Origin of the sequence: Neisseria weixii, assembly GCF_002327085.1 — a bacterium.
Classification (GTDB): Bacteria; Pseudomonadota; Gammaproteobacteria; order Burkholderiales; family Neisseriaceae; genus Neisseria; species Neisseria weixii.
In genome coordinates, this window is record NZ_CP023429.1 from 1,199,868 (window position 1) to 1,225,076 (window position 25,209).

A 25,209-nucleotide genomic window follows, 5' to 3' on the forward strand; every position below is an offset into this window, starting at 1 on the left:
GCATTTTTGTTTTTCAGTTTCAACGGTTGCCGCCCCCAAAGATTAAGAACATTCGAACTTACTTTAAGGAGCAACCCATGAAACCCGCCGCCAACATTTTTACTCAAACCAAACTATTACACCGCTGCCGCATGATTGTCGATGGCAATATCCACCGCAGCGATTTGTGCGACGGCACATTGCCTGATGCGCCAGAAAATCTGATTAGCGAAGCCATGCTGCCGAATATCCGCACCATCGCCACTTTAATCGCTGCCGAGCGTCATCAGTTCAACCAAGCCAGCCCGGCTGTGTTTACCGAAGAGGCCGATTTCTTTGCCGCCCGTATTTTGGTTTTGGGCGTGCGCCGTTTCCATCTCGACATCACCTTAATCCCTATGCTCAAAACCGCCAACCAACGCGCCCAAGCTTTCGCATTCAAACATAATTTGCCGTTTATTCCGGCTGATATCCAAATGGCGCTGCACGCCAACCGTCCGGCGAACCTGCTCATTATCGAAACTGAACACGAAATGGAAAGCCAAGGCAATTTGATCGCGAACACTCTGGCCTTTGCCGCCAAATTGCCGCGTATGCCTTTGTAAAAAACCGCAACCTGACTTGATAAATACTGAATTTCCCCTATATTACGACTCATAATCTGTTTGACGGATTTTGCCGAGTCAATCGGCTCAGACAACACCATCTTTATTATGGAAGCCAAAATGAAAAAAATCATTGCCTTAGCTGTATTATCGACTTTCGCGTTAGCTGCCTGCAAAGACGATACTCAAGCAAAATTGGAACAACAGCAAAAACAAATCGAAGCGTTGCAACAACAATTAAGCCAACAAAATAACCAAGCCACCGCACAAGAAGACAATACCGTTTACCAATTGACAGAAGATGCCGTTAAAGAGACCATTCCTGCCGAAGCCTTGGCCAACAACGGCAACGGCGGACCGGTAACCGGTACCGACGGCCAACAATATATCTATGACCAATCCACCGGCAGCTGGCTGCTGCAAAGCCTGATTGGTGCCGCTGCCGGTGCATTTATCGGTAATGCTTTGGCCAATAAATTTACCAAAGCCAATAACCAAAACAGCCCGGTTGCCCAACGTGCGCGCAACAGCTATTACCAAAGCGCCCGCCCGAACGCACGCACCAGCCAGCAACTGAACACCCGTTCCGTACCGGCGCAAAACCGTGCGGCCACCACACCGAACTATCGTCAAACGCAGGCCGCACCGTCTAATATTCGCCGCAAAGCCCCTGCCCGTCGTGGTTTTGGCCGCCGACGTTAATTATAATCTACACAGGCCGTCTGAAACTTTTCTTTCAGACGGCCTTATTCATTTTTAAAATATATTAAAATATCAAAATTCATTAATTTAATATATTTTATTGCTATTATTAAAGATAGTAAAAACCATTTATTCCAAAGCACACGCCTTTTCAGTACAATAAGCCGTCTGAAAATGCCAACCATAAAGGAAACAGCATGAGCAACCATCACAAACTGATTATTTTGGGTTCGGGTCCTGCCGGTTACACCGCCGCCGTTTACGCCGCACGCGCTAATCTGAATCCGGTCATTATTACCGGTGTCGAACAAGGCGGCCAATTGATGACCACCACCGAAGTCGACAACTGGCCGGCCGATGCAGAAGGTGTGCAAGGCCCTGAATTGATGGCACGTTTCCAAGCCCATGCAGAACGCTTCGGTACAAAAATGATTTTCGATCAAATTCATACGGTTAACCTACAAAACCGCCCGTTCACACTCAAAGGCGATATGGGCGAATACACCTGCGATGCGCTGATTATCGCCACTGGTGCTTCGGCCAAATACTTGGGGTTGCCGAGCGAAGAAACCTTTGCCGGCAAAGGCGTATCCGCTTGCGCCACTTGCGACGGTTTCTTCTACCGTGAGCAGGATGTGGCCGTGGTCGGCGGCGGTAACACTGCTGTCGAAGAAGCGCTGTACTTAGCCAACATTGCCAAAACCGTTACCCTGATTCACCGGCGCGAAACCTTCCGCGCGGAAAAAATCATGGTCGACAAACTGATGAAACGCGTTGAAGAAGGCAAAATCATTCTGAAACTGAATACCAACTTAGACGAGGTATTGGGCGATGACATGGGCGTGACTGGCGCACGCTTGAAACACAACGACGGCAACATCGAAAATATCGACGTCAAAGGCGTGTTTATCGCCATCGGTCACAAACCGAACACCGATATTTTCAAAGGCCAACTGGATATGGATGCCACGGGTTACCTGAAAACCAAAGGTGGTACGGCAGACAATGTCGGCGCTACCAATATCGAGGGTGTATGGGCAGCCGGCGACGTGAAAGACCATACCTACCGCCAAGCCATTACCAGCGCCGCTTCCGGCTGCCAAGCGGCTTTGGATGCAGAACGTTGGTTAGACAGCCAAACTCTTTAAATATTCATTCACTTAGGCTGTCTGAACGTTTCAGACAGCCTTTTGTAATATATTCAATGATAAGCTTAAAGAATTGCCGTTTAACCATACCCTGCTGCATCTGACACATACACAAAGCAAAATATGGTTATAATCGGCATCACTCTTATGGCTCTCCGCAGCAAAAATCTAGCCATACATAAAAACAACGCTTTGTGCTATCTATCAGTAATATCCATTAAGCTCATATTTTTTATGGAAAACACTCAATGAAAAAACTCACTGCCCAAAACCTGCACGTACAGCTCAACGAAGCACTCGAGAGCAAAGAATTTGTGTTGATTCTCAACGCCATCATCAGGTTTTTGCGCAACGGCGGTAGAAGACTGGCCTCAGAGCGTTTTGATTTAATCATTGCCACACTGAAAAACAATCCGGATTTAGCCCGCAAATTCAGCCAACGTTTTTATATTTGGCTGGAAAAAGTACACGTTTATCCGGCGCTCATCAAACTCGGCTTATTTTCACGTGACAGCTTTATCCGCGAAATTACCATCCGCATTTATGAGCGCTTTAGCCCATCTTTCAAAGATTTCAATAATTTATTGGAAGTTTTTCTTTACCTTTTCCATACCCAAAGCGATGAAAAATGGTTGCAAACCCTGAATTTGCGACAATGGTTGGCTTTATATGAGCTGATTGAAGAGCATGCGGATCCGACTTTGCTGCAAATTGTGCAACGCAAATTGACCGATTCTCTGCTCCGCTCAATGGAAATGCTCTCACTCTGGATTGCCTCCGAAGCCATTGAGCCGGAATTGGTGCGCATTGCGCCGCGCTTGCTGCATTCCGATTCGCCTTTTGTCGCCTTGCAACGCGAAATGGCCAAGCTGATTGAACATTATCGCCTCGAAACCACGCCTTACGACACCGCTCATCTGGAAGTGATGTTCGATCAATGCGTTAAACAAGTGGAATACTTGGCTCGTCGCGGCACTGGTGCAGGCTCCGGCTCATCAGTCAAAGTAGCACATTTGTTGGAACGCTTGCAGCAGACCTTAGGCCGCCTGAAACTTTTAACCAATATTCAAACCCAGCCGCAGCAGCGCACACGTTTGACTATTGTGCTGATGAATCACCTGATTAATGCTGCCGTCGGCCAATACAGCACACGTGAATTACGCCGAAGCAGCATCCGCATGTTGGCGCGCAGCATCACCGAAAATACCAGCAACCACGGCGAACACTACATCACGCGTGACCGTAGAGAATATATGAGCATGCTCTACTCGGCAGCCGGTGGTGGTGTGATTATCGCTTTAATGGCGCTGAACAAAATCCATATCAGCACCCTGGGCTACAGCGAATTCATCAAATCTGTATTATCCGGCCTGAATTACGGCATAGGCTTCATGATTATCCATATGCTGCATTTCACCGTCGCCACCAAGCAACCGGCCATGACCGCCGCGCGATTTGCCGAAAAAGTTGATTTAAACGAACGCGGTCGCGCGGTCGACAATAAATTGGCTAAGCTGCTGATTGATGTGTGCCGCTCGCAAAGTGTGGCTGTATTTGGCAATGTGGTGGTGGCGATTTTGTTGGCGGGTGTGATTTCGGCAGCTTTTATCAGCAGCAACCAGCAGCCTTTATTGAGTGAACAAAGCGTGGCCTATCAATTAAAATCGATTGATATCTTTACTCAGCCGACACTGTGGTATGCTGCTATTGCCGGAGTTTGGCTGTTTTGCTCGGGGATTATCGCGGGCTTTTTTGACAACCGTTCCGATTATCTGGATTTACGCAACCGCCTGACTGTGAATCCCTTTTTACGCAAAATCATGCCTGCGGCCTTGCGCAAGCACTTTGCTGAATACATGCACAATCATTACGGCTCGCTGATGGGCAATTTTATTTTCGGTATGCTGCTGGGAATGACCGGCTTTTTCGGCCATCTCTTTAATCTGCCGCTCGATATCCGTCATGTGGCTTTTTCTTCGGCCAACTTGGGCTATGCAGCAGTAAGCGGTGATATTGGCGCGGCTGCGTTCATCTACGGCATGATCGGCGTGTTAGCTATCGGCACAGTAAATCTGATTGTCAGTTTTGTTTTGGCTTTATACGTCGCCTTACGTTCACGCGGCACAGAAATCAGCAGTATGTCGAACCTCATCAAAAACGTGTGGGCCCAAGTCAAAACCAACCCGCTGCAATTGGTTTATCCGTACAGATTCCAAGCAGTGCCAATGGTAACGGCAAAGATAACGGCGATCAAAAATCACACTAACCTCTTTAAAAGCAATCGTCAGCAGGATTCTTCAACAAAAGAATCCTGTTTTCATCTTCAGACGGCCTGATTCTGCCAAAATTATAAATTACTGCTTACGGCTCATCTGCCTACAGTACATCAACTCCGATGCAATTAACCACTTTTTTTGTGCTATCAGATGATTATGCGCATGAGATTGCCACTTTATAATGCCAAAGGCCGTCTGAAAAAATTTTCTTTCAGACGACCTTTGATTTGAGTCAAACGATATGCACAGTTTCTATATGAAATAAAGGTATTCATTTAAAGCATGTAGATGATAAATTTTAACCATGATTTAAATTTAATTATTATAAAATCAATTAGATAAATATGATTTTATAATCACATCCTCATGATAAACAAATAGCCGTATGAAGCGATTGGCAATATTGTAATGAAAACCGGTTGGCAGCCTCTAGGCATGGGCTATGACTTGCAGTATGATGTTTGGCAGTGTAAAAGAATTTTAAAAAATTTCCCTGTTAATTCAGACTGTTTGATATTTTACCTTAATCGGAGCAGGCATTATGTTGACTCAAACCCAGCAGGTCGATTTGACCCTTCAGCACTTAAAAGAGCGTGTATTGACGATTTACACGCCCGAGCAGCGGGCAAGTATTGAGCGTTCGGAAGATTGGCAAAAATTCAACGAGCGTTTGCAAATGCATTTTCCGAGCTTGATGTATGAGTTGGATAATGTTTACGGCAGCAATGAAGCTGTTTTGCCGATGCTGGAGCAATTGTTTTCCCAAGCATGGCAAAGCTATTCACAACGTGCCAAATCACTGAAGCAAACCGATGCGGCTCGTGAAGCCGATCCCGATTGGATTTTGTCGAACAAACAAGTCGGCGGGGTGTGTTATGTCGATTTGTTTGCCGGCGATTTGCAGGGTTTGAAAACAAAAATCCCTTATTTCAAGGAATTGGGGCTGACTTATCTGCACTTGATGCCGCTGTTTAAATGTCCGGAAGGTAAAAGTGACGGCGGCTATGCCGTAAGCAGCTACCGCGATGTAAATCCCGCTTTAGGCACGATTGACGATTTACGCGATGTGATTGCAGCCTTACACGAGGCCGGTATTTCTGTGGTAGTCGATTTTATTTTCAACCACACGTCAAACGAGCATCATTGGGCATTAGAATGCGCGGCCGGTAATCCTTTATATGACAATTTCTACTATATTTTCCCCGACCGCTGGATGCCTGACCAATATGACCGTACCTTGCGTGAAATCTTCCCTGATCAACATCCGGGCGGCTTCTCTCAATTGGAAGACGGCCGTTGGGTATGGACGACGTTCAATTCTTTCCAATGGGATTTAAACTACAGCAACCCTTGGGTGTTCAACGCTATGGCCGGTGAGATGATGTTCTTGGCTAATTTGGGCGTGGATATTCTGCGCATGGATGCGGTGGCTTTTATTTGGAAACAGATGGGTACGACCTGCGAAAGCCTGCCGCAAGCCCATGCCTTGATTCGCGCGTTTAATTCCGTGATGCGCATTGCCGCACCGGGCGTGTTCTTCAAATCCGAAGCCATTGTTCACCCTGATGAAGTAGTGCAATACATCAGCCAAAATGAATGCCAAATCGGCTACAACCCACTGCAGATGGCCTTACTATGGAACACCTTAGCTACGCGCGAAGTCAACTTACTGCATCATGCATTGACCTACCGCCACAATCTGCCGGAACACACCGCATGGGTGAACTATGTGCGCAGCCATGACGACATCGGCTGGACATTTGCCGACGAAGATGCCGGTCAATTCGGTATTCACGGTTATGACCACCGCCAATTCCTTAACCGCTTCTTTGTCAATCATTACGATGGCAGCTTTGCCCGCGGCGAACCGTTCCAATACAACCCAACTACCGGCGATTGCCGCGTGAGCGGTACGGCAGCAGCATTGGTCGGTTTGGCGCAAAACGACCCGTTTGCCGTTGATCGCTTGAAACTACTTTATAGCATTGTGATGAGTACGGGCGGTTTGCCATTGATTTATCTGGGCGATGAAGTCGGCACTTTAAACGATACCGATTGGTCACATGACGAAAACAAACGTGATGATAGCCGCTGGGCACACCGTCCGCGTTACAATGAAGAATTGTACAATCAGCGTCACGATGAATCGACTACTGCAGGCCAAATCTATCAAGGTTTGCGCCACATGATTGAGATTCGCCAAAACAATCCGCGTTTCGACGGTGGCCGTTTGGTAACGTTCTATACGCACAACAAACACGTTATCGGCTACATCCGCAACAATGCGCTGTTGGCCTTTGCCAACTTCAGTGAATTCCCACAAACCATCACTGCACACGCGTTGCAGGCGATGCCGTTCCAAGCGACAGATTTAATCAGCGGCGAAACCGTAAAATTGAATCAAGATGTGGAATTGCGTCCGTATCAAGTGATGTGGTTGGAAATCGCGTAATGCATTGAATTTTGATTGAAGTGATTTAAAGGCCGTCTGAAAACTTGTTTTTCAGACGGCCTTTTTTTGGTTTCTTCATCATAATTTTTTAGTTATACAGCACAATAAAGCCCTTTTTATGAGCCTAGACATTCAAAAGAACAATATCTACTTTTACATTTTTTACTATTGACTACTCAAAATGCTGCTGAGTAGAGCTTAAATGTGAATTGGTTTCTTGAAATTATCTTTCAAAAAATGCAATCAACATAAATCACTAATCTAGTGTCATATAGTAGTAAAATTCAATATTTAATACTTACAACATGATAAGCAGAAGATTGATTTTAGCTGGTTTATCATCAGTCTTAACCTTTTATTAGATGTAGTTTTACATAATATTTTGAATTTAAATAATTTATATTTAAATTATGTTAATAAAATATTGGTTGTCGTGTAGTAAAATTAATTCTTGACCTGAAATTAAGTTCAAGTAAAATCAAAAAATGAGTTTCAGAAAGTTACATATAAATCAAACGAAATTCGTTACATTATATAACTTAACTTCACGGATAATGCGATTTTAAAGGAGTTTGCAATGAGTCAACAATACATATGGCTGCATATCGGCCTCGGTTCATTCCATCGTGCACACCAAGCATGGTATTTTAATGAATTGATTGAATCCGGCGACGACAGTTGGGCGATTGCGGCAGGTAATATCCGTAACGACAGCGAGCACACTGTGGAAGCAATGTTGGCTCAAAACGGCGAATATGTTTTAGAAACCGTCAGTCCGCATGATGAGCGTGAATATGAAGTGATTAAATCCATCAAGCAACCGATTCGCTGGGCAGCCGATTTGGCGCCACTGATTGCCGTGGGAGCGGCGGAAAACACCAGAGTAATCGCCTTTACCGTTACCGAAGCAGGCTATTACCTTGACAGTAAATTCAAGCTGGTACAAAACGATACGGCTTTGCAGGCGGATTTGAAGGGCGGCCATGAAACCATCTACGGCGTGATTGTTAAAATCCTGCGCGAGCGCATGAAGCTTTCAGACGGCCGCGTGACCTTATTGTGTTGCGACAATGTACGCCACAACGGTGAGCGTTTCCATGATGGTTTGGTTGAATTTCTGCAATTAACCGATCAAAACGATTTGATTGATTGGCTGGCGCAAAACGCCACTACGCCGAACACCATGGTTGACCGCATTGTGCCGCGTCCTGCTGAAGATTTGCCTGCGCGTATCAAAGAAAAAACCGGCATCGACGATAAAGCGCCGGTCATGGGTGAAACCTTTATCCAATGGGTAATTGAAGATAATTTTAAAGACGGTATCCGTCCGGCTTTGGAAAAAGTCGGTGTGGAATTGGTGGAATCGGTGATTCCTTACGAAGAAGCCAAAATCCGAGTGTTGAATGTGCCGCATGCTGCAATTGCATGGGCGGGCACTTTGCAGGACGAACTATTTATCCACGACAGCACCTTAAACGATAAAGTACGCCAAGTGGCCTATGATTATGTCACCGAAGACGTGATTGCCAGCTTGGGCAACGATTTGATTGATTTGGGTAAATACCGCGATGTGGTGCTGGAGCGTTTTACCAATCCGCACATCAAAGACACCAATCAACGCGTTGCGGCCGACGGTTTTTCAAAAATTCCGGCGCAAATCCAGCCAACCTTAATCGAACGCTATAAACAAGGCGCACGCCCGGCGGCCACCGCATTGATTCCGGCAATTTTCTTCGTATTTATGGAACAATGGCACCAAGGCAAGCTGCCCTATGCATATCAGGACGGTATTTTGGATGAAGCTGCGGTGCATGCGATGTTTGAATCTGATGACCCGATTCATGTGTTTGCCACCGATAAAGCGTTGTTCGGCGAATTGGCTGAGAATGCCGATTTTGAAGCCTTGTTGCGCGAACAAGTCGCCAAAGCGCGTCAATTTGTGAAATAAACCGAACCAGGCCGTCTGAAAAGACAAAACTTCGAAAAATATCTTTCAGACGGCCTTTTCATTGCCTTTAAGGAAATCATTATGTATCTCGGTTTAGATTACGGCACATCCGAAATCAAAGCGCTATTACTGGACGAACACGCCAATATCGTTTGTACGCACGGTTTGCCGCTTTCTATCCAGCGTCCGCATCCGCAATGGTCGGAGCAATCAGCGGCGGAATGGTGGCAGGTAACCAACGATCTCATGACCAAAATGCGTGAAAAAGCCGGTAAGGCTTGGTATGCGGTAAAGGCCATCGGTTTATCCGGCCAAATGCACGGCGCGGTGTTGCTGGGACAGGACAATCAAGTGCTGCGCCCGGTGATTTTGTGGAACGACACCCGCAGTGCGGAAGAATGTGCTCAATTGGAAGCTGCCGTACCTGATTTACACGGCATCACCGGTAATTTGGCCATGCCGGGTTTTACTGCGCCGAAATTATTGTGGGTGAAAAAACATGAGCCGGAAATTTTTGTTCAGACGGCCTCAGTATTGCTGCCGAAAGACTACATCCGCTTTTTAATGACCGGCAAAAAAGTATCGGAAATGTCGGATGCGGCCGGTATGTTGTGGCTGGATGTGGCCAAGCGCGATTGGTCGGATAAAGTGTTGGAGGCCACAGGTTTGACCCGGGAAAACATGCCTGTCTTGATTGAAGGTAGTGAAAGCAGCGGCACGCTCTTGCCGGAAATTGCCGAAAAATGGGGCTTGGCCTCGGATGTTATCGTGGCCGGCGGCGGCGGTGACAATGCTGCCAGCGCGGTAGGTGTCGGTGCGGTAAACCCGGGTGATGCATTTATTTCACTGGGTACTTCGGGTGTGGTGTTTGTGGTGAACGAAGCCTACCGTCCTGCGCCCAAAGACGCGGTGCATTGTTTCTGCCACACATTGCCTAAGCGCTGGCATCAAATGAGCGTAATGCTGAGTGCGGCGGCCTGTTTGAGCTGGTATTGCAAACTGATTGGTGCGCGTGAAGCTGATTTGTTGGCCGAAATCGCCGGCTTGAGTGCGGAACAAAAAACCAATGCGCCGATTTTTCTGCCTTATCTTTCAGGTGAACGCACACCGCATAACGATCCGTTTGCCAGCGGTGTTTTCCACGGTATCCGCCATAGCAGCGACCGCGCGGTAATGGGTTATGCTGTGATTGAAGGCGTGGGCTTCGGCATTGCCGACGGTGTACGCGTTTTACAGGAAAGCGGGACGCATATCGAACAATGTTCGTTATTGGTGGCGGCGCACGCAGCCCTTTCTGGGCAAAACTGCTGGCCGATACACTGCAATTACCGATTGTAACCCATAAAGGCGGCGAAACCGGTGGCGCATTGGGAGCGGCACGTTTGGCGGCCTTGGCTGCCGGTGCCGATGAAAAAGAGGTTTGTACCAAGCCTGAAATTGCGCAAGTTTTTGAACCTGAAGCCGCCAATGCGGACTACTTGGTCAAACGTTATGCGCTGTTCCGTGCTTTGTACCAACAAGATAAAGCTTTTAGACAGGCTCAGGCGATCTGAAGTTTTATGAATCATAAGCACAGTGATGAATGCCGTCTGTTTGCTTTCAGACGGCATTTATTGAATCTCAAATCAAAGGATGATGATGAATAAATTAGAAACAGAAACCAAACAATGGCTGGGTATGCCCTTGAATTTGGTATGGGGCTATCTTGCCATTGCCCTGTTTATGACCGGCGACGGTTTTGAATTGGCATTTTTGTCAAAATACATTACCGACTTAGGCTTTACGGAAGCGCAATCTTCTTCGGCTTTTGCAGTTTACGGCTTTGCCGCAGCATTGTCGGCTTGGATTTCCGGCGTATTGGCGGAAATCATCACTCCGCGTAAAACCATGATTATCGGTTTTATCATGTGGTGTGTTTTTCACGTGTTGTTTTTAATTTTTGGCTTGGGAGACAAAAGCTATCCGCTGATTATGCTGTTTTACGGCATCCGTGGTTTTGCTTATCCGCTGTTTCTCTATTCATTCATCGTGATGATTGTACAAAACGTGAAAAGCACCCAAATCAGTCCGTCTATGGGTTGGTTCTGGACAACTTATTCCGTGGGTATCGGCGTGTTCGGCAGCTTCATCCCAAGCCTGACTATTCCTGCTATGGGGGAAATGGGTACACTTTGGCTGGCCTTGGTGTTCTGTATTGCCGGCGGTCTGATGGCAATGGTGATGTTGCGCAATGTCAATTCCGAATCGCCGATGCACGATTTGCCGATGAAGGAAAAATTCGGCGAATTGAGCCGTGCGGTGACACTGCTGATTACCAACCGCCAAATTCTGTTTTCAAGCTGGATTCGTATTATCAACACCTTGTCACTGTTCGGTTTTGCCGTCATCATGCCGATGATGTTTACCAAAGAGTTGGGGTTTACCACTTCGCAATGGCTGCAAATCTGGACGGTATTCTTTGCCACCACACTGATTTCGAATGTGTTTTGGGGTATTGTCGGCGAGAAGCTCGGCTGGGTAAAAGTAGTGCGCTGGTTCGGCTGTATCGGTATGGCGGTTTCCTCACTGGTGTTTTATTATCTGCCGCAATGGTACAACAAAATCGCACCGGAGGGCATAGAAGGTGCCTCAACGTCCGAATTCATGATGGCATGGATTCCGGCAATTTTGCTGGGATGGTTTGTGGCGGCATTTGTGCCGATGACGGCTGTGTTTACTACGTTGGAACCGAAACACCAAGGCGCGGCCATCTCGGTGTATAACCTGTCAGCCGGTTTGTCGAATTTCGTTGCGCCCGCAATTGCGACTTTAGTGTTGCCGATGTTTAGTTTTATCGGCGTGGTGTATGCTTATACTGCCTTGTATATTTTTGCTTTCTGCGTAACCTTCCTGTTACGTGTGAAGCAGCCCGGTTTCGATATTTACGGGCGTAAAGAGAAAAGCGTCTGATTTGAGTGAACCCCATCAGGCCGTCTGAAAACTTGTTTTTCAGACGGCCTTTTTGTATTGATTTCAGGTAAAATACCGCCTTTGCGCTTAGCCATCTTGATATAGAGCTCCCCATGATCGAATTAAAAAACCTAACCTTACAACGCGGTTTGAAAGTGTTGCTGGATAAAGCCAGCGTTACCATCAACCCCAACCAGCGCGTAGGCTTAATCGGTAAAAACGGTACAGGCAAATCCAGCCTTTTTGCGTTGATTAAAGGCGAAATCAGTCAGGATGGCGGCGATATTCTGATTCCGCGCACATGGAAGCTGGCGGCTGTAGCGCAGGAAACGCCGGCTCTGGAGACATCGGCACTGAATTATCTGTTGCAGGGTGATACCGAATTGCAAATGTTTCAGACGGCCTTAAGCCAAGCTGAAGCGCAAAACGACGGCATGAAGCAGGCAGAATATCATGCCAAATTAGAAGAAATCGATGCCTACACTGCGCCGGCACGCGCGGCCAAATTATTGAGCGGCTTGGGCTTTTCGCAAGAAGAGCACGCCAGGCCGGTGAAAGCGTTTTCCGGCGGTTGGCGTATGCGCCTGAATTTGGCGCAAGCCTTGATGCGGCGCGCTGATTTGCTGCTGCTTGATGAACCGACCAACCACTTGGATTTGGAAACCGTGTTATGGCTGGAAAATCATTTGGCCAATTTGGCGTGCACGCAAATCATCATTTCGCACGACCGTGATTTTCTCAATGCTACCACCACGCAAACAATTGAATTATCGAACCAAAAATTAACCCAATACGGCGGCAATTACGATTTCTACCAAAACGAGCGCGCGCAGCGTTTGTCGCAGCAGCAAGCCGCCTATGTGAAGCAGCAAACGCAAATCAAGCATTTGCAGTCATTTATCGACCGCTTTAAAGCTAAGGCCACCAAAGCCACCCAAGCGCAAAGCCGTATGAAAGCCTTGGCAAAATTGGAGCGCATCGCACCCGCTCACTTGGACAGCGAATTTTCGTTTGAATTTGAGAGTCCGGCGCATTTGCCCAATCCTTTGCTGAAACTGGATAAAGCCGATTTGGGCTACGGCGATCATGTGGTTTTGCACGATTTGAGATTGTCGCTGGAAAGCGGCGCGCGTTACGGGTTGCTGGGTGTTAACGGTAGCGGTAAGTCGACCTTTGTTAAAGCGTTAGCAGGTGAACTGGATTTGCTTTCCGGCCAGATTGTGCGCTCGGAAAAACTCAATATCGGCTATTTTGCGCAACATCAGCTCGATACGTTACGCGATGACCAAAGCCCGATTTGGCATATCCAGCAGCTTTCACCGGAAGTGCGCGAGCAGGAAATCCGCAATTTTTTGGGCGGTTTCAACTTTGTCGGCGACATGGCTTTGCAGAAAATCGAGCCGTTTTCCGGCGGAGAGAAAGCACGTTTGGCCTTGGCAATGATTGTGTGGCAAAAACCGAATCTGCTTTTGCTTGACGAACCGACCAACCATTTGGATTTGGATATGCGCCACGCTTTAACCTTGGCCTTGCAAAGTTTCCAAGGTGCATTGATTGTGGTGTCACATGACCGCAGTTTGCTCGAAGCCACGACCGACGGTTTCTTATTAATCGATAAAGGCCGTCTGAATCCGTTTGACGGCGATTTGAATGATTACCGCCAATGGCGCTTGGCGCAAGAAAATGCCGCTACCGCACCTGCTGACTCCGTTCAATCGCAAAACCGCAAAGACACCAAACGCATTGAAGCGAAAATCCGTCAGGAAAAAGCCAAGCGTGGCAAGCCGGTTCAGCAGGAAATCGACAAAACGGAAAAAGAAATAGCCAAGCTGATTGAAATTCAGACGGCCTGTGAAGCATTTTTGGGACAAGAAGCCGCGTATTTTGATGAAAACAAAGCCAAGTTACAGGAAACACTCACGCAATTGGCTGAAACTAAAGTAAAATTAAACGAATTGGAAGAAAATTGGCTGCTTTGGCAGCAGGAGTTGGAAGAGATCTTGACTCAAATTGATGCCGAGTTTGCTTGAATCGTTTCATCTTAATAATAAAATAATAAAAAGCTGTCTGAAAAAATCATAAGATTCTGATTCTAATTTTTAAGAAATCGTTTGGGTGATTTTATAAGCGGCCGAATGCACATTGTCCCACTCACTTTAAAATCATCACCATGCCGTCTGAAAGGTAGGTGTGGTGTTTCAGAATGAACATGAAATACTTTGCTTTAAATACATTTGCCGCCGTCATCGCGTTTTCAAGCTTTACGGCAGAAGCCAGCAAAATCTATACCTGCGAAATCAATGGCACGGTGGTCTATACATCACGCCCGTCCGGCGACTGTCATGCACCTGATTTACCGCCGATTGGCCGATACAGCAGCGCACGTTACGATGCGCCTGAAATGATGGCCGCGCCTGAGTCGCAGCGTAAAGCTGCTAACAACACCAAGCGTAGCCCAAGTAAAACAGTGAACGCCAAAGCAAAAGCACCGGCGGCACCGATTCGCCCGACCACGGCATCCGTTGCCGCTCCTGCACCGAAACCTGCCGCCAGCAACAGCCGTCGCACTATTTTGGAAATCGAATTGAGCAACGAGCGCAGGGCATTGTCAGAAGCGCAAAAATCGTTGGCACAAGCGCGTGCAGTGAAAGGTGGCACTATTGACCGCCAGCAAATCAAAAATCTGGAAGGTGCGGTGCTCGACCGCCAGCAAAACATTCAAGCTCTGCAACGCGAATTGGGGCGTATGTAAGGTTGGGCTGAGCCGGCTAATGATTTAATATAGAACAATGAATGTAGAAGCTATTTTTCAAGCAGCGTCGCTGACCCATTAGCTTATATGGCCACATTGATCCCTGGCATACTGTTTAATATTTTGGGTATTTGGTTGTTTGCTTATATGGGAAATTTCTTGATATTCAATGAAATGATCGTGAAGTGTTGCGCGTACCACCCCACGAAGAAAAATCTGCAAAATTCTGTTTTATAAACAAAGGCCGTATCAGCCAAAAATCTGCTGATAACGGTCAGCAGAATAACCAACATAAAACTGACCGTCTTTCTCCAACACCGGGCGCTTAATTACGCTCGGATGTTCAACCATAATGCGAACGGCTCCTTGCTGTTCGGTCGCTCGCGCCTGTGTTTGGGCATCTAATTTGCGCCAAGTCGTGCCGCGTTTGTTCAATAAATTTTCTAAAGGAATTTGCGACAACCATGCCGTAATCAATTCAGGTGTAGGCGGTGATTTTTTAAAATCGGCAAACTCGGCTTCTACGCCGTTATCTGCCAGCCATATGCGGGCTTTTTTGACTGTGTCGCAATTGGGAATACCATATAATTTAATCATGTTCAGCCTTTCTTTTATTTTTGCCCTTCCATTCTACCGAGAGCTTGTACAGTTTGCCACAAAATACGGTAGAATAACCAGCAATGGCTTTGGCCGATATTCCGACACACGACATCATTACGGAGCGACCCGATGAAAAAAAACGTCACGCTTTCTTTAATTGCCGCCGCTGTGCTTATGGCGGGCTGTTCAGACAATAAGCCGAGCAATTCTTTATTTGAAAAAACCATCAATCAATATGCAAAAAAACAAGGCATTTGTTTGCCTTTGGTTTTGAATGTACAAAATCCAAGCGCCGGCGACAGCTTCACGCAAGTGCCGATCGGCGCGCCTGAAATCAAGTTGGCAGAAAAAGACCGCAAAGGCAACAACATCAACAAAACCGCGTTGAAGCAATTGAATATTCTCGAAAAAGAAGATTTCTACGAAAAATCTAAAGAAACCATGCCGGTTGCCCTAACAGCGATGAGACTATCAAAATATTGGTTTATAAGCTGACTGAAAAAGGCGGAAAACAAACCCGCGCCAAAGAAAGAATGCCGCATTTCTGCATTGGGCACCAAGAGGTCAGTAAAATCAATTGGTACACCGAGCCTGGCCCGTCTAACGGTATGACTGTTTCGCGCGTGTCTTACGAAGCGAAATTTGTACCGGAAAAATGGATTGGCAATTTATTGAAAGCCGGCGGCAATGCCAAATTGCCATTGGACGAAGTGCGCGTACAAACGGCTACACTGGTTAAAACCAGTGACGGCTGGAAAGATTCACGCGAATTGCGTTGATTTTTTGTGTGTTTTACCGCTATGAAAAGGCCGTCTGAAAAGATTTCTTTCAGACGGCCTTTTCATGGGTTCTATTTAATCCGCTTGAACACCAAATCCCAAACGCCATGCCCTAAGCGCTTACCGCGGGCTTCGAATTTGGTTTCCGGACGGTAATCCGGTGTTGGGGCATAATCTTCAGCTGTGTTTTGCAGGCTGTCGAAAGCGCTTAATACTTCCAGCATCTGCACCGCGTATTCTTCCCAGTCGGTTGCCATGTGGATGTAACCGCCTATGGCTAATTTCGGTAATAGTTTTCCGACAAAATGCGTTTGCACCAAACGGCGTTTGTGATGGCGCTTTTTGTGCCACGGATCCGGAAAAAAGATGTGAATACCCGATAATGCGTCGTCAGCGAGCATGTTTTCCACTACTTCTACGGCATCGTGACGCATCACGCGGATGTTGCCGACTTGCTCTTCTTCAATCAGTTTCAAAATATTGCCGACACCGGGGCCGTGTACGTCAATCGCCAGAAAATCAGTTTCCGGCAAACGCTTGGCGATCTCTACCGTAGCCGTACCCATGCCGAATCCGATTTCCAAAACTTTCGAATTGCCGCGGCCAAACTGTTGGTTTAAATCGATGACGGCATCTTGATAGTCGATACCGAATTGCGGCCACATGGTGTCGATGGCCCGCTGTTGCGCGGCAGTCATATGTCCTTGGCGCAATACAAAGCTGCGGATAGAACGCAAATGCTCTGCAGGTAATTGGTTTTCTTCGTGGTTTTGAGTGGAATCTGTCATACTGGTTAAATTTTTATAATCGAAATGAAAGGCAGCCTGAAACAAACAGCTTGGAATATATAGCGCACAATTATACCTGATTATGCTTCTTTCAGACGGCCTTTTCTTGATGTTTATACTTTCAGACCGCCTGTTGCCATTGCGCCAGCAAAGCTTTCAACATATCGGTTTGCTCATGGCCATGTTCAATCGCTTTGCAAAGCCACTCACAGGCTTTGGCCGCATTTTTCTGAACGCCAATGCCGTGAAAATACAGGCAGGCCAGATTGTATTGCGCCATAGTATCTTGCTGCTCGGCGGCAGATTCAAACCATTGCGCGGCTTGGCTGAAATCGGTCTCCACCCCCTGGCCGCTGTAATACATCATTCCCAAATTGGTCTTGGCTTTAATGTGCCCCAACTCTGCTGCTTGGAGATAAAGCGGTAAGGCTTCGGCACAGCTTTGACGCCGCTGCAAACCATAATGGGCGGCAAAGGCTTTTTGATAAAGGCTTTCTGCTTGTTGGCGTTGTAAAGCGGCCTGTTTGGCCTCTTCATAATGCTGATGGTCGTTCAATGCGCTGTCGGACAATAATTTTTGATGCGCTTTCATATCGCCCAAATCTGCCGCCCGACGGTAATATTCACGAGCCTTTTGCGGATACGCCGCCACGCCCAAGCCATAACGGTAAATATCGCCCAATAAACGCAAGGCTTGCGGATGGTTGTTTTCAGCAGCCTGTTTCGCATGATGATATGCATTTTGCGGATTTCGCTCAACATACCGGCCTAATAGATAAATTTCCGCTAAAGCAGCATGAGCATCATTTTCGCCGTTTTGTGCGGCCGTCTGAAACCAAGTCAGCGCTTCATCACTGTTTTGTGACAATAAAATCTCAGCCAGTGCGGTTTGTGCAGGCGCGATACCGTGTTGAGCGGCAACCTGCAAATGCGCCATTGCTTGCTTCAGGTCTTTTGCTACACCTTGCGCCAGTTTATATTGCAATCCAAGCTGCCAATGCGCTGCGACAAAACCCTGTTCGGCAGCCAAACGGTAAAGATGATGTGCTTTGTATAAATCGGGTTCGGCAGCATATTGATGATATTGCGCCAAAAAATACTGCGCTTGCGGGTGGTTTTGCTCGGCTGCCTTATTCGCCCAAAGCAATGCCTGTTGGGTTTGTCGCCTATCGTTAAATGCACGCATCAAACGCAATTGCGCATGCACCAAACCCTCTTCGGCCAATTCTGTGTAGTGCGGCAAAAGGGGTTGAACATCGCCGTTTTCCGATTCTTGCAATTGCAACAGATTATAACGGGCATAAACATGCCCTGCTCTGGCTGCTTGCTTCAAGAATTCAATACCGGCGGCAAAATCCGCTGCAATGCCATTGCCGTTAATCAAACACGCAGCCAGCTGAAAAGCGGCTTCGCTGTGTCCGATCTTCGCAGCCTGCTGCAACAAAGGTACAGCTTGCGCATAATCAGGCGGGGATTGCAGCAAAAATTGATTGGCTTGGTGATAAAGATTTTCGGCTGTCTGTGTCATATGGCGTTTTATTTATTTATATTGTTTTGACATTCTAACCGTACTAAAAAGATGAACCGAATGATGATGACAAGCTGTTGGATTTTTAACTTAAACGTCATCTGCTCTATATAAAGAGGCCGTCTGAAAACGATTTTAGACGGCCCGGCATTTAGCTTATGGTATTTTTCTTCAAGAACATATTTACCCCGCTTTCACAACGAATTTGCTGCGTTTCTAAAGTATGCTTTAAGAGCACATCGTTTTGCGGCAACGCATCGCGCTCTGCCTCATGATGCCACAAATGATAAGCAATGCCGGCAAATTTGAGATTATGTCGTTTCATACCGTTGTGGTAGCAGCGGGCCACAAACTCACTGTCTTCTCGTCCCCAACCGACAAACCAATTGTTAAAGCCGTTTACGGCCAAGGCATCTTCGCGGAAAAAGCTCATGTTGCAGGTTTTGATGCCGCGGTGGTTTTGGCTGCCGTTTTTGCCGACCAAAGCAGACAAACAACGGCATCTTAAAGCGGAAAGACGCTTTTCAATACCTGAATCAAACACAGAAAGATTCGGCAATTGATCAGAGGCCAGAATTTCCCGAGTTCGTTTTTCAGTCAAAATCACGCGCGAACCTTGCACCAAACGGCCTTTAAGTGCCAGTTTTAAATGATCGGCAATAAACGAAGCATCCAGAAGCATATCCCGTCAATCAATACAATATAATCACCTTTGGCCACCGCCAACGCACGATTGCGTGATTCGGCAGCACGAAAACCATCGTCAGGCCGCCAAGAATGCTTCACCGGCACCGGGCTCTGCCGATTAACGTATTGAATCACATCTGCCGTTTCGCGGGTCGAACCGTCATCGGCCACAATAATTTCATCGGGCAAGCGCGTTTGCGATAAAGCCGATTGCAACACAAAAGCGAGCGCATCCGGCCGGTTATACGTAGTAATAATCAGCGATACTTTCAGGTTCTGGTTGCGCTCATGCAGCTTCACATATTTATAGTAAGAACCTTGCGCATTGGCCACCGAAATCGTGAGGCCGTCTGAACCGTAGGCAAAACCGCGTTTCAGGAAATAATTTTTGATAAACGACACGCCGCCGTGCAATAAAGCTTGAGCAGGAGAAGTCTGCTTTTTAAAGCGGTTTTCATCGGCATACAACGAAGAATATTGCTGCATTTTCTGAATCAAGCCTTCCGCGTTTTCAAAAGAATAATGTTTCAGACGGCCTGACAAAGAATGGTTTTGCGCATCTTTGGGCAGCACCAGCGATTCGTGGACTTGGCGGTCAGAAAAGCGGGTAAAACGGCGGTGATAAAGGCGTGGCAGAATATCCGGATACCAGCCGCAGCCTTTAATCAAACGGCCGTTGTAATGATTCAGGCGGGACAAGGTATAAATATTTTGCGGATTATTTTCCGCCACGGCAGCGCGTATGCTGCCGATTAACTCCGTATCAGGCACTTCGTCGCTGTCGATGCTGAAAATCCAATCGTTTTGCGCCAAACGTGCGGCCATGTTTTCATCGGGCCGAAACCGATAAAATCATGCTTGAAATAGCTGACGTTTTTAAATTGCGCGGCAATCTCGAATGTGCGGTCGGTCGAACCGTTGTCGAGCAGCAAAACTTCATCGAAATCGCCCAGCGCGGTCAACACTTCCACCAAATAGCGTTCGGAATTTTTGACCAACATCGCGGCAGTTGCCGGAATTCTTGTGTTTATCATAGTCAGGCCGTCTGAAAAATATCTTAAACGGCTGTATTTTACCCGATATACCGCTACAATACGCATTTCATTTTTCAGACGGCCTATTGACTATGCGATTGCTGCTCGCCCCCATGCAAGGATTATGCGACGACGTGATGCGTGATTTATTAACGCGTATCGGCGGTTATGACGAGTGCATCAGTGAATTTGTGCGCATTACCCACACCGTGCATTCCCGCGCTACATGGTTGAAATATGTGCCCGAAATCGCCAGCGGCAACAAAACCTTTGCCGGTACGCCCTGTACAGTGCAGCTTTTGGGCAGCGATGCCGACAATATGGCCGTCAATGCTTTGGAGGCAGTACGCTTCGGTGCCGATAAAATAGATTTAAATTTCGGCTGTCCTGCACCGACAGTCAACAAACACAAAGGCGGCGCGGCTTTGCTGAAAGAGCCGGAATTGATTCACCATATTGTCAAAACCTTGCGCAGCCGCCTACCCGAACATATTCCGCTGACCGGAAAAATGCGTTTGGGCTTTGAAAACACCGATTTGGCCTTGGAATGCGCGGCTGCCATTGCCGAAGGCGGCGCATGCGGTTTGACCGTTCACGCCCGGACCAAAGTCGAGGGGTATGAACCTCCCGCGCATTGGGATTGGGTACGTAAAATCCGCGATGCAGTGTCCGTTCCGGTGACCGCCAACGGTGATGTGTTCACGCTGGCAGATTATTTGGCAATTAAAGATGTCAGCGGCTGCAACAGCGTGATGCTGGGGCGCGGTGCGGTGATTCGGCCCGATTTGGCGCGGCAAATCAAACAGTACGAGGGTGGCGAAACAGTGTATCCCACCAATTTTGCTGAAATTGCCGGTTGGATTAATCTCTTTTTTGATTTGTGCGTGGCCAAAGAAGCCAACAATAAATATCCCGTGGCGCGTTTGAAACAATGGCTCGGCATGATGAAAAAAGAATTTCCGCAAGCGCAGGATTTGTTTGAGCGCGTGCGAACCTTGAAAGAAGCGGATGAAGTGAAACAAGTATTGTTGGCATTTGAAACAGAACAACAGGCCGTCTGAAAAAATGCCGTCTGAAGATTTTCAGACGGCATTTCTAGCGCAATAAAATTAGATTAAGAAAAATTAGATTAAGAAGCCAATACGCGCGGGAAAAACACTTCGTTTTCCAAATGGATATGGTCGGTCAAATCACTGACCATTTCTTCCGCCAAACGGTACAAGCGCGTCCAGCTGCCGCAGGCATGTTCCGGAATTTCAAAATTGTTGGTTAATTCGCGCAGGCGTTGGATGGCTTTGTCGTGTTCTTCATGTTCGTGCATCATTACGCTAATCGGCATCGCCGCTCCGCGCCCGACCCCCTGATTCACCATCGGAAACAGCATGCGCTCTTCCTTCATCATGTGGCTGAGCAGCTCGTTTTGCATATAGGCCAATAATTCAGCAATTTCAGCCGGAAAAATATCGGCATGCACCGTTGCCACTTTTTGCGCCAATGGTACCAATTCATCAAACTGCGCGCGATGCACATTATGATAACGCTGCAAAATATGGTCGATGGTTGCATGAAAAGGCGCAGTTTCCCAAACGGTAAAATCAGTCATGGTCAGGTTCCTTGTGTTGGTTAAAGGCTTTCAGACGGCCTTTTTTAAAGATACATATTTTATGAATGTATTTAATGAATGCAAGGATACACCGGTTTGGCTGCTTTGTATAGCATGAATAAATGAAATAAGTCATTAAGAATAGGAGTGATTTTCAAATATTATGAGATCTTTGCAAAATTCCTATCTTTGGCACATTTCTTCGTTGTGTGCTGCTCGAAAGCTTGCCTATCTTCATGATATATCTTCGCTTTCTGTGCTGCGGCAATTTGAACTGCACTCACACCTAGGGTTTTGCAAAGATCCCATTATTTGAGAATACTACAGTTAGACAATAAAAAATCCCAAGTCAATATTGACTTGGGATTCATATATATGGCAGAGGGGAAGGGATTCGAACCCTCGATACGCTATTAACGTATACACACTTTCCAGGCGTGCGACTTAAACCACTCATCCACCCCTCTGTAATAAAAGACTATTTGCCTGTAGGCTTTAAGCAAATAATAAAAATCCGGTTTCAAACCGGAAGTTTTGGTGCCCAGGAGAAGACTCGAACTTCCACACCCGTGAGGATACTAGCACCTGAAGCTAGCGCGTCTACCAATTCCGCCACCTGGGCATTCAATTTTTCAGAGCAAAGAGACCAATCTTGGTGCCCAGGAGAAGACTCGAACTTCCACGCCCGTGAGGACACTAGCACCTGAAGCTAGCGCGTCTACCAATTCCGCCACCTGGGCTTTGCTTTATTTACCGTTTTACGTTACAGTACCGAAGAAGGTGCCGCTGAAAACGAAAACGAAGTGGCTATTATATATTTACAACGAAGAATGTCAACTGTAAAAATGAATAAAAAAATTAAATCATTAAATCTACGAGAAAAAGATCCTTACTTAGAGCGAGAAAAGCAACGTTATGCTGAACCGTTGCCCAGCCGAGAGTGGGTGATTGAATTATTAGAGCAAAAAGGCGTGCCGACCAAAATAGAGGTTTTGGCGCGCGAGCTTTCCATTAAAGACGAAGAATACGAATTTTTCGAACTCCGCCTGAAAGCTATGGCGCGTGATGGTCAGGTGTTGATTAACCGTCGCGGTGCGCTGTGTGCGGCGGACAAACTGGCTTTGGTGAAATGCCGTGTTGAAGCACACAAAGACGGATTCGGTTTTGCCGTGCCTTTGGAAAAAACCGGCGAAGGCGATTTTGTTTTATACGAACGCCAAATGCGTGGCGTAATGCATGGCGACATTGTCACCGTGCGCCCTGCCGGCATCGATCGCCGCGGCCGCCGCGAAGGCATGGTGCTGGATATTGTCGAACGTGCGCAAGTTCAAGTGGTCGGCCGCTTCTATATTGATCGTGGTATCGCTATTTTGGAAGCGGAAGATAAACGCTTGACACAAAGTATTGTGCTGGAGCCTGAGAGTGTGGCGCGATTTAAGCCTGAATCAGGCCAAGTAATTGTGGCTGAAATCGAGAGCTACCCTGAATTACACCGCCCTGCTGTGGCCAAAATCATTGAAGTATTGGGCGAATATGCCGACAGCGGCATGGAGATCGAAATTGCTGTGCGCAAGCATCATTTGCCGCACCAATTCAGTGAAGCTTGTCAAAAAGCTGCCGCCAGAATCCCCGATCATGTGCGTAAAAGCGATTTGAAGGGACGCAAAGATTTGCGCGATTTGCCTTTGGTGACCATCGATGGCGAAACCGCACGTGATTTTGATGATGCGGTTTATGCCGAGCGCATGGGTCGCAATTTCCGCTTGGTGGTAGCAATTGCCGATGTCAGCCATTATGTGCGTCCGGGCGATGCGATCGACAATGATGCAGTCGAACGCAGCACCAGCGTCTATTTCCCACGCCGTGTAATTCCAATGCTGCCGGAAAACCTTTCCAACGGCATTTGCTCACTCAATCCAGATGTCGAGCGTTTGTGTATGGTTTGCGATATGTCCATCACTTACGCGGGCAATGTCAAGGAATATCAATTTTATCCGGCGGTTATGCGCTCGCATGCGCGGTTAACTTATAATCAAGTGTGGCAATGGATTGAAGAAGGTTCCGACGATCCGCTGAAGCCGCAAATCGATACCTTATATAAACTCTTCCAAGTATTACAGAAAAAACGCCAAGATCGTGGTGCCGTCGAATTTGACAGCGTGGAAACTCAGATGATTTTCGACGACAACGGCAAAATCGAAAAAATTGTGCCGGTGCTCCGCAACGATGCGCATAAACTGATTGAAGAATGTATGCTGGCAGCGAATGTATGTGCGGCGAATTTTCTGTTGAAAAACAAACATACGGCCCTATTCCGCAACCACTTAGGCCCCACACCTGAAAAATTAGCCACTTTGCGCGAACAATTGGGCTTGCTGGGTTTGATCTTGGGTGGCGGCGATAAACCGACCCGAAAGATTATGCTGTCTTGGCGCAGCAATTCAAAGGCCGACCGGATGAAGAGTTGCTGCAAGTGATGATGTTGCGCTCAATGCAGCAGGCAGTATATGAACCGCATAACGATGGCCACTTTGGTTTGGCTTACGAATCATACGCCCACTTCACTTCGCCTATCCGCCGCTATCCGGATTTGACCGTGCATCGCGCCATTAAAGCCGTGTTGCAAGGCGAAAAATACACGCCGCTAAAAACATGGCAGGCTTGGGGGGTGCATACTTCATTCTGCGAGCGTCGTGCCGATGATGCCAGCAAAGATGTTGAAAACTGGCTGAAAACTTATTATATGCGCGATAAAGTGGGGGAAGTGTTCAAGGGCAAAATTTCCGGCATGACCAGCTTTGGCATTTTTGTTACCTTGGACGACATCCACATCGACGGTTTGGTACACATCAGCGACTTGGGCGAAGATTATTTCAACTTCCGACCTGAAATCATGGCGATTGAAGGCGAACGCAGCGGCGTACGCTTCAATATGGGTGATGAATTGATGGTTAAAGTTGCCCGTGCGGATTTGGACACCAGCAAGATTGATTTGGTATTGGCAGACGGTAATGAAAACGGCACAAAAAGCCGCCACCTAAATTCACGCCGCGCGCCCGGCAAAACCGAAAGTAATCAATCAGCCGCAGCCGAAAAAGTCAAAACGCGCAGTAAAAAACTGTCGGCAAAGGAAATTGACGAGCAAATGGCTGCCGCCAAGCAAAAAACTTCACGCCATAAAACGGATGAACACAAGCAAGCGGCCAAATCAAAGGCAGCAAAAAGCAAAAAATCATCTAAAAATAAAGGCGTTAAAATCAAAGTAAAAAACAGCGGCGAGCCTTCCGGCAAACGCAAAGGCCGCAGCAAAGCTAAATCTTAAATTAGAGAGCCAAAGGCCGTCTGAAAGTTTATTTTCAGACGGCCTTTGTCTTATTAC

General features: G+C 47.2%; 16 protein-coding genes, 3 tRNA genes and 3 pseudogenes. 14 read left to right on the forward strand and 8 right to left on the reverse strand.

Translation table 11 applies throughout. The features are described 5' to 3' along the window. Nucleotides 1-77 precede the first annotated feature (77 nt). From CGZ65_RS06160 to CGZ65_RS06205, 10 genes and pseudogenes are all read left to right on the forward strand, one after another. On the forward strand, nt 78-584 hold the full coding sequence (locus CGZ65_RS06160) for a hypothetical protein (protein WP_096295236.1): 507 nt from the start codon (nt 78-80) through the stop codon (nt 582-584). Between the two features lie 120 nt (nt 585-704). Then, nucleotides 705-1,286, forward strand: coding sequence for a hypothetical protein (locus tag CGZ65_RS06165; protein WP_096296111.1), 582 nt, complete (start codon nt 705-707; stop codon nt 1,284-1,286). A gap of 197 nt (nt 1,287-1,483) precedes the next feature. Next, complete coding sequence (trxB, locus tag CGZ65_RS06170) at nt 1,484-2,434, forward strand: thioredoxin-disulfide reductase (RefSeq protein ID WP_096295237.1); 951 nt, start codon at nt 1,484-1,486, stop codon at nt 2,432-2,434. A 248-nt stretch (nt 2,435-2,682) separates the two neighbouring features. Then, the gene (locus CGZ65_RS06175; RefSeq protein WP_096295238.1) at nt 2,683-4,770 is read left to right on the forward strand and encodes a site-specific recombinase; all 2,088 of its coding nucleotides are present in this window, start codon (nt 2,683-2,685) and stop codon (nt 4,768-4,770) included. 481 nt (nt 4,771-5,251) lie between these two features. Beyond that, nucleotides 5,252-7,162 (forward strand): alpha-amylase family protein, encoded by a 1,911-nt coding sequence (locus CGZ65_RS06180; RefSeq protein WP_096295239.1) that lies wholly within the window; start codon nt 5,252-5,254, stop codon nt 7,160-7,162. Between the two features lie 577 nt (nt 7,163-7,739). After that, nucleotides 7,740-9,110: a D-arabinitol 4-dehydrogenase gene (dalD, locus tag CGZ65_RS06185; RefSeq protein WP_096295240.1), complete on the forward strand. Its 1,371-nt coding sequence runs from the start codon at nt 7,740-7,742 to the stop codon at nt 9,108-9,110. 81 nt (nt 9,111-9,191) lie between these two features. Next, nucleotides 9,192-10,663, forward strand: a pseudogene (xylB, locus tag CGZ65_RS06190) (xylulokinase). Nucleotides 10,664-10,748: 85 nt separating this feature from the next. After that, nucleotides 10,749-12,059, forward strand: coding sequence for an MFS transporter (locus tag CGZ65_RS06195; protein WP_096296112.1), 1,311 nt, complete (start codon nt 10,749-10,751; stop codon nt 12,057-12,059). 113 nt (nt 12,060-12,172) lie between these two features. Further along, nucleotides 12,173-14,089: an ATP-binding cassette domain-containing protein gene (locus tag CGZ65_RS06200; RefSeq protein WP_096295241.1), complete on the forward strand. Its 1,917-nt coding sequence runs from the start codon at nt 12,173-12,175 to the stop codon at nt 14,087-14,089. A 179-nt stretch (nt 14,090-14,268) separates the two neighbouring features. Then, nucleotides 14,269-14,811 carry a hypothetical protein gene (locus tag CGZ65_RS06205; RefSeq protein ID WP_096295242.1) on the forward strand — a complete coding sequence of 181 codons (543 nt, stop codon included), beginning with the start codon at nt 14,269-14,271 and terminating at the stop codon, nt 14,809-14,811. 249 nt (nt 14,812-15,060) lie between these two features. On the opposite strand, the gene CGZ65_RS06210 is transcribed toward CGZ65_RS06205, so the two are convergent. Next, nucleotides 15,061-15,408: an arsenate reductase gene (locus CGZ65_RS06210; protein ID WP_096295243.1), complete on the reverse strand. Its 348-nt coding sequence runs from the start codon at nt 15,406-15,408 to the stop codon at nt 15,061-15,063. A gap of 132 nt (nt 15,409-15,540) precedes the next feature. Between CGZ65_RS06210 and CGZ65_RS06215 the strand changes: the two genes are divergently transcribed. Then, nucleotides 15,541-15,906, forward strand: coding sequence for a hypothetical protein (locus CGZ65_RS06215; RefSeq protein WP_096295244.1), 366 nt, complete (start codon nt 15,541-15,543; stop codon nt 15,904-15,906). A 38-nt stretch (nt 15,907-15,944) separates the two neighbouring features. Beyond that, nucleotides 15,945-16,190, forward strand: coding sequence for a hypothetical protein (locus CGZ65_RS06220; RefSeq protein ID WP_157742731.1), 246 nt, complete (start codon nt 15,945-15,947; stop codon nt 16,188-16,190). A 71-nt stretch (nt 16,191-16,261) separates the two neighbouring features. On the opposite strand, the gene trmB is transcribed toward CGZ65_RS06220, so the two are convergent. The 3 genes and pseudogenes from trmB to CGZ65_RS13265 all read right to left on the reverse strand — a co-directional run bounded on the left by trmB (nt 16,262) and on the right by CGZ65_RS13265 (nt 20,224). Beyond that, nucleotides 16,262-16,978, reverse strand: coding sequence for a tRNA (guanosine(46)-N7)-methyltransferase TrmB (gene trmB, locus CGZ65_RS06225; RefSeq protein ID WP_096296113.1), 717 nt, complete (start codon nt 16,976-16,978; stop codon nt 16,262-16,264). 121 nt (nt 16,979-17,099) lie between these two features. Further along, nucleotides 17,100-18,506, reverse strand: coding sequence for a tetratricopeptide repeat protein (locus tag CGZ65_RS06230; RefSeq protein ID WP_096295246.1), 1,407 nt, complete (start codon nt 18,504-18,506; stop codon nt 17,100-17,102). A 151-nt stretch (nt 18,507-18,657) separates the two neighbouring features. Beyond that, nucleotides 18,658-20,224: pseudogene (locus CGZ65_RS13265) on the reverse strand (glycosyltransferase family 2 protein). Nucleotides 20,225-20,319: 95 nt separating this feature from the next. Between CGZ65_RS13265 and CGZ65_RS06245 the strand changes: the two are divergent. Continuing rightward, complete coding sequence (locus CGZ65_RS06245) at nt 20,320-21,288, forward strand: tRNA dihydrouridine synthase (protein WP_096295248.1); 969 nt, start codon at nt 20,320-20,322, stop codon at nt 21,286-21,288. A 68-nt stretch (nt 21,289-21,356) separates the two neighbouring features. Here the strand turns inward: CGZ65_RS06245 and dnrN are convergent, their stop codons facing one another. From dnrN to CGZ65_RS06270, 4 genes are all read right to left on the reverse strand, one after another. Next, entirely contained in the window at nt 21,357-21,830 is a 474-nt protein-coding gene (gene dnrN / locus CGZ65_RS06250) for an iron-sulfur cluster repair protein DnrN (protein WP_096295249.1), read from the reverse strand. 376 nt (nt 21,831-22,206) lie between these two features. Then, nucleotides 22,207-22,297, reverse strand: a tRNA-Ser gene (locus CGZ65_RS06260). Between the two features lie 68 nt (nt 22,298-22,365). Beyond that, nucleotides 22,366-22,452: transfer RNA gene (locus CGZ65_RS06265), tRNA-Leu, on the reverse strand. A gap of 31 nt (nt 22,453-22,483) precedes the next feature. Then, nucleotides 22,484-22,570: transfer RNA gene (locus CGZ65_RS06270), tRNA-Leu, on the reverse strand. A gap of 105 nt (nt 22,571-22,675) precedes the next feature. Between CGZ65_RS06270 and rnr the strand changes: the two are divergent. Further along, nucleotides 22,676-25,152: pseudogene (rnr, locus tag CGZ65_RS06275) on the forward strand (ribonuclease R). Nucleotides 25,153-25,209 lie beyond the last annotated feature (57 nt).

Bases quoted from the DNA above. Each gene is read 5' to 3' on its own strand.
- CGZ65_RS06160 (WP_096295236.1), top strand. From the start codon at position 78: ATGAAACCCGCCGCCAACATTTTTACTCAAACCAAACTATTACACCGC.
- CGZ65_RS06165 (WP_096296111.1), top strand. From the start codon at position 705: ATGAAAAAAATCATTGCCTTAGCTGTATTATCGACTTTCGCGTTAGCT.
- trxB (WP_096295237.1), top strand. From the start codon at position 1,484: ATGAGCAACCATCACAAACTGATTATTTTGGGTTCGGGTCCTGCCGGT.
- CGZ65_RS06175 (WP_096295238.1), top strand. From the start codon at position 2,683: ATGAAAAAACTCACTGCCCAAAACCTGCACGTACAGCTCAACGAAGCA.
- CGZ65_RS06180 (WP_096295239.1), top strand. From the start codon at position 5,252: ATGTTGACTCAAACCCAGCAGGTCGATTTGACCCTTCAGCACTTAAAA.
- dalD (WP_096295240.1), top strand. From the start codon at position 7,740: ATGAGTCAACAATACATATGGCTGCATATCGGCCTCGGTTCATTCCAT.
- CGZ65_RS06195 (WP_096296112.1), top strand. From the start codon at position 10,749: ATGAATAAATTAGAAACAGAAACCAAACAATGGCTGGGTATGCCCTTG.
- CGZ65_RS06200 (WP_096295241.1), top strand. From the start codon at position 12,173: ATGATCGAATTAAAAAACCTAACCTTACAACGCGGTTTGAAAGTGTTG.
- CGZ65_RS06205 (WP_096295242.1), top strand. From the start codon at position 14,269: ATGAAATACTTTGCTTTAAATACATTTGCCGCCGTCATCGCGTTTTCA.
- CGZ65_RS06210 (WP_096295243.1), bottom strand. From the start codon at position 15,408: ATGATTAAATTATATGGTATTCCCAATTGCGACACAGTCAAAAAAGCC.
- CGZ65_RS06215 (WP_096295244.1), top strand. From the start codon at position 15,541: ATGAAAAAAAACGTCACGCTTTCTTTAATTGCCGCCGCTGTGCTTATG.
- CGZ65_RS06220 (WP_157742731.1), top strand. From the start codon at position 15,945: ATGCCGCATTTCTGCATTGGGCACCAAGAGGTCAGTAAAATCAATTGG.
- trmB (WP_096296113.1), bottom strand. From the start codon at position 16,978: ATGACAGATTCCACTCAAAACCACGAAGAAAACCAATTACCTGCAGAG.
- CGZ65_RS06230 (WP_096295246.1), bottom strand. From the start codon at position 18,506: ATGACACAGACAGCCGAAAATCTTTATCACCAAGCCAATCAATTTTTG.
- CGZ65_RS06245 (WP_096295248.1), top strand. From the start codon at position 20,320: ATGCGATTGCTGCTCGCCCCCATGCAAGGATTATGCGACGACGTGATG.
- dnrN (WP_096295249.1), bottom strand. From the start codon at position 21,830: ATGACTGATTTTACCGTTTGGGAAACTGCGCCTTTTCATGCAACCATC.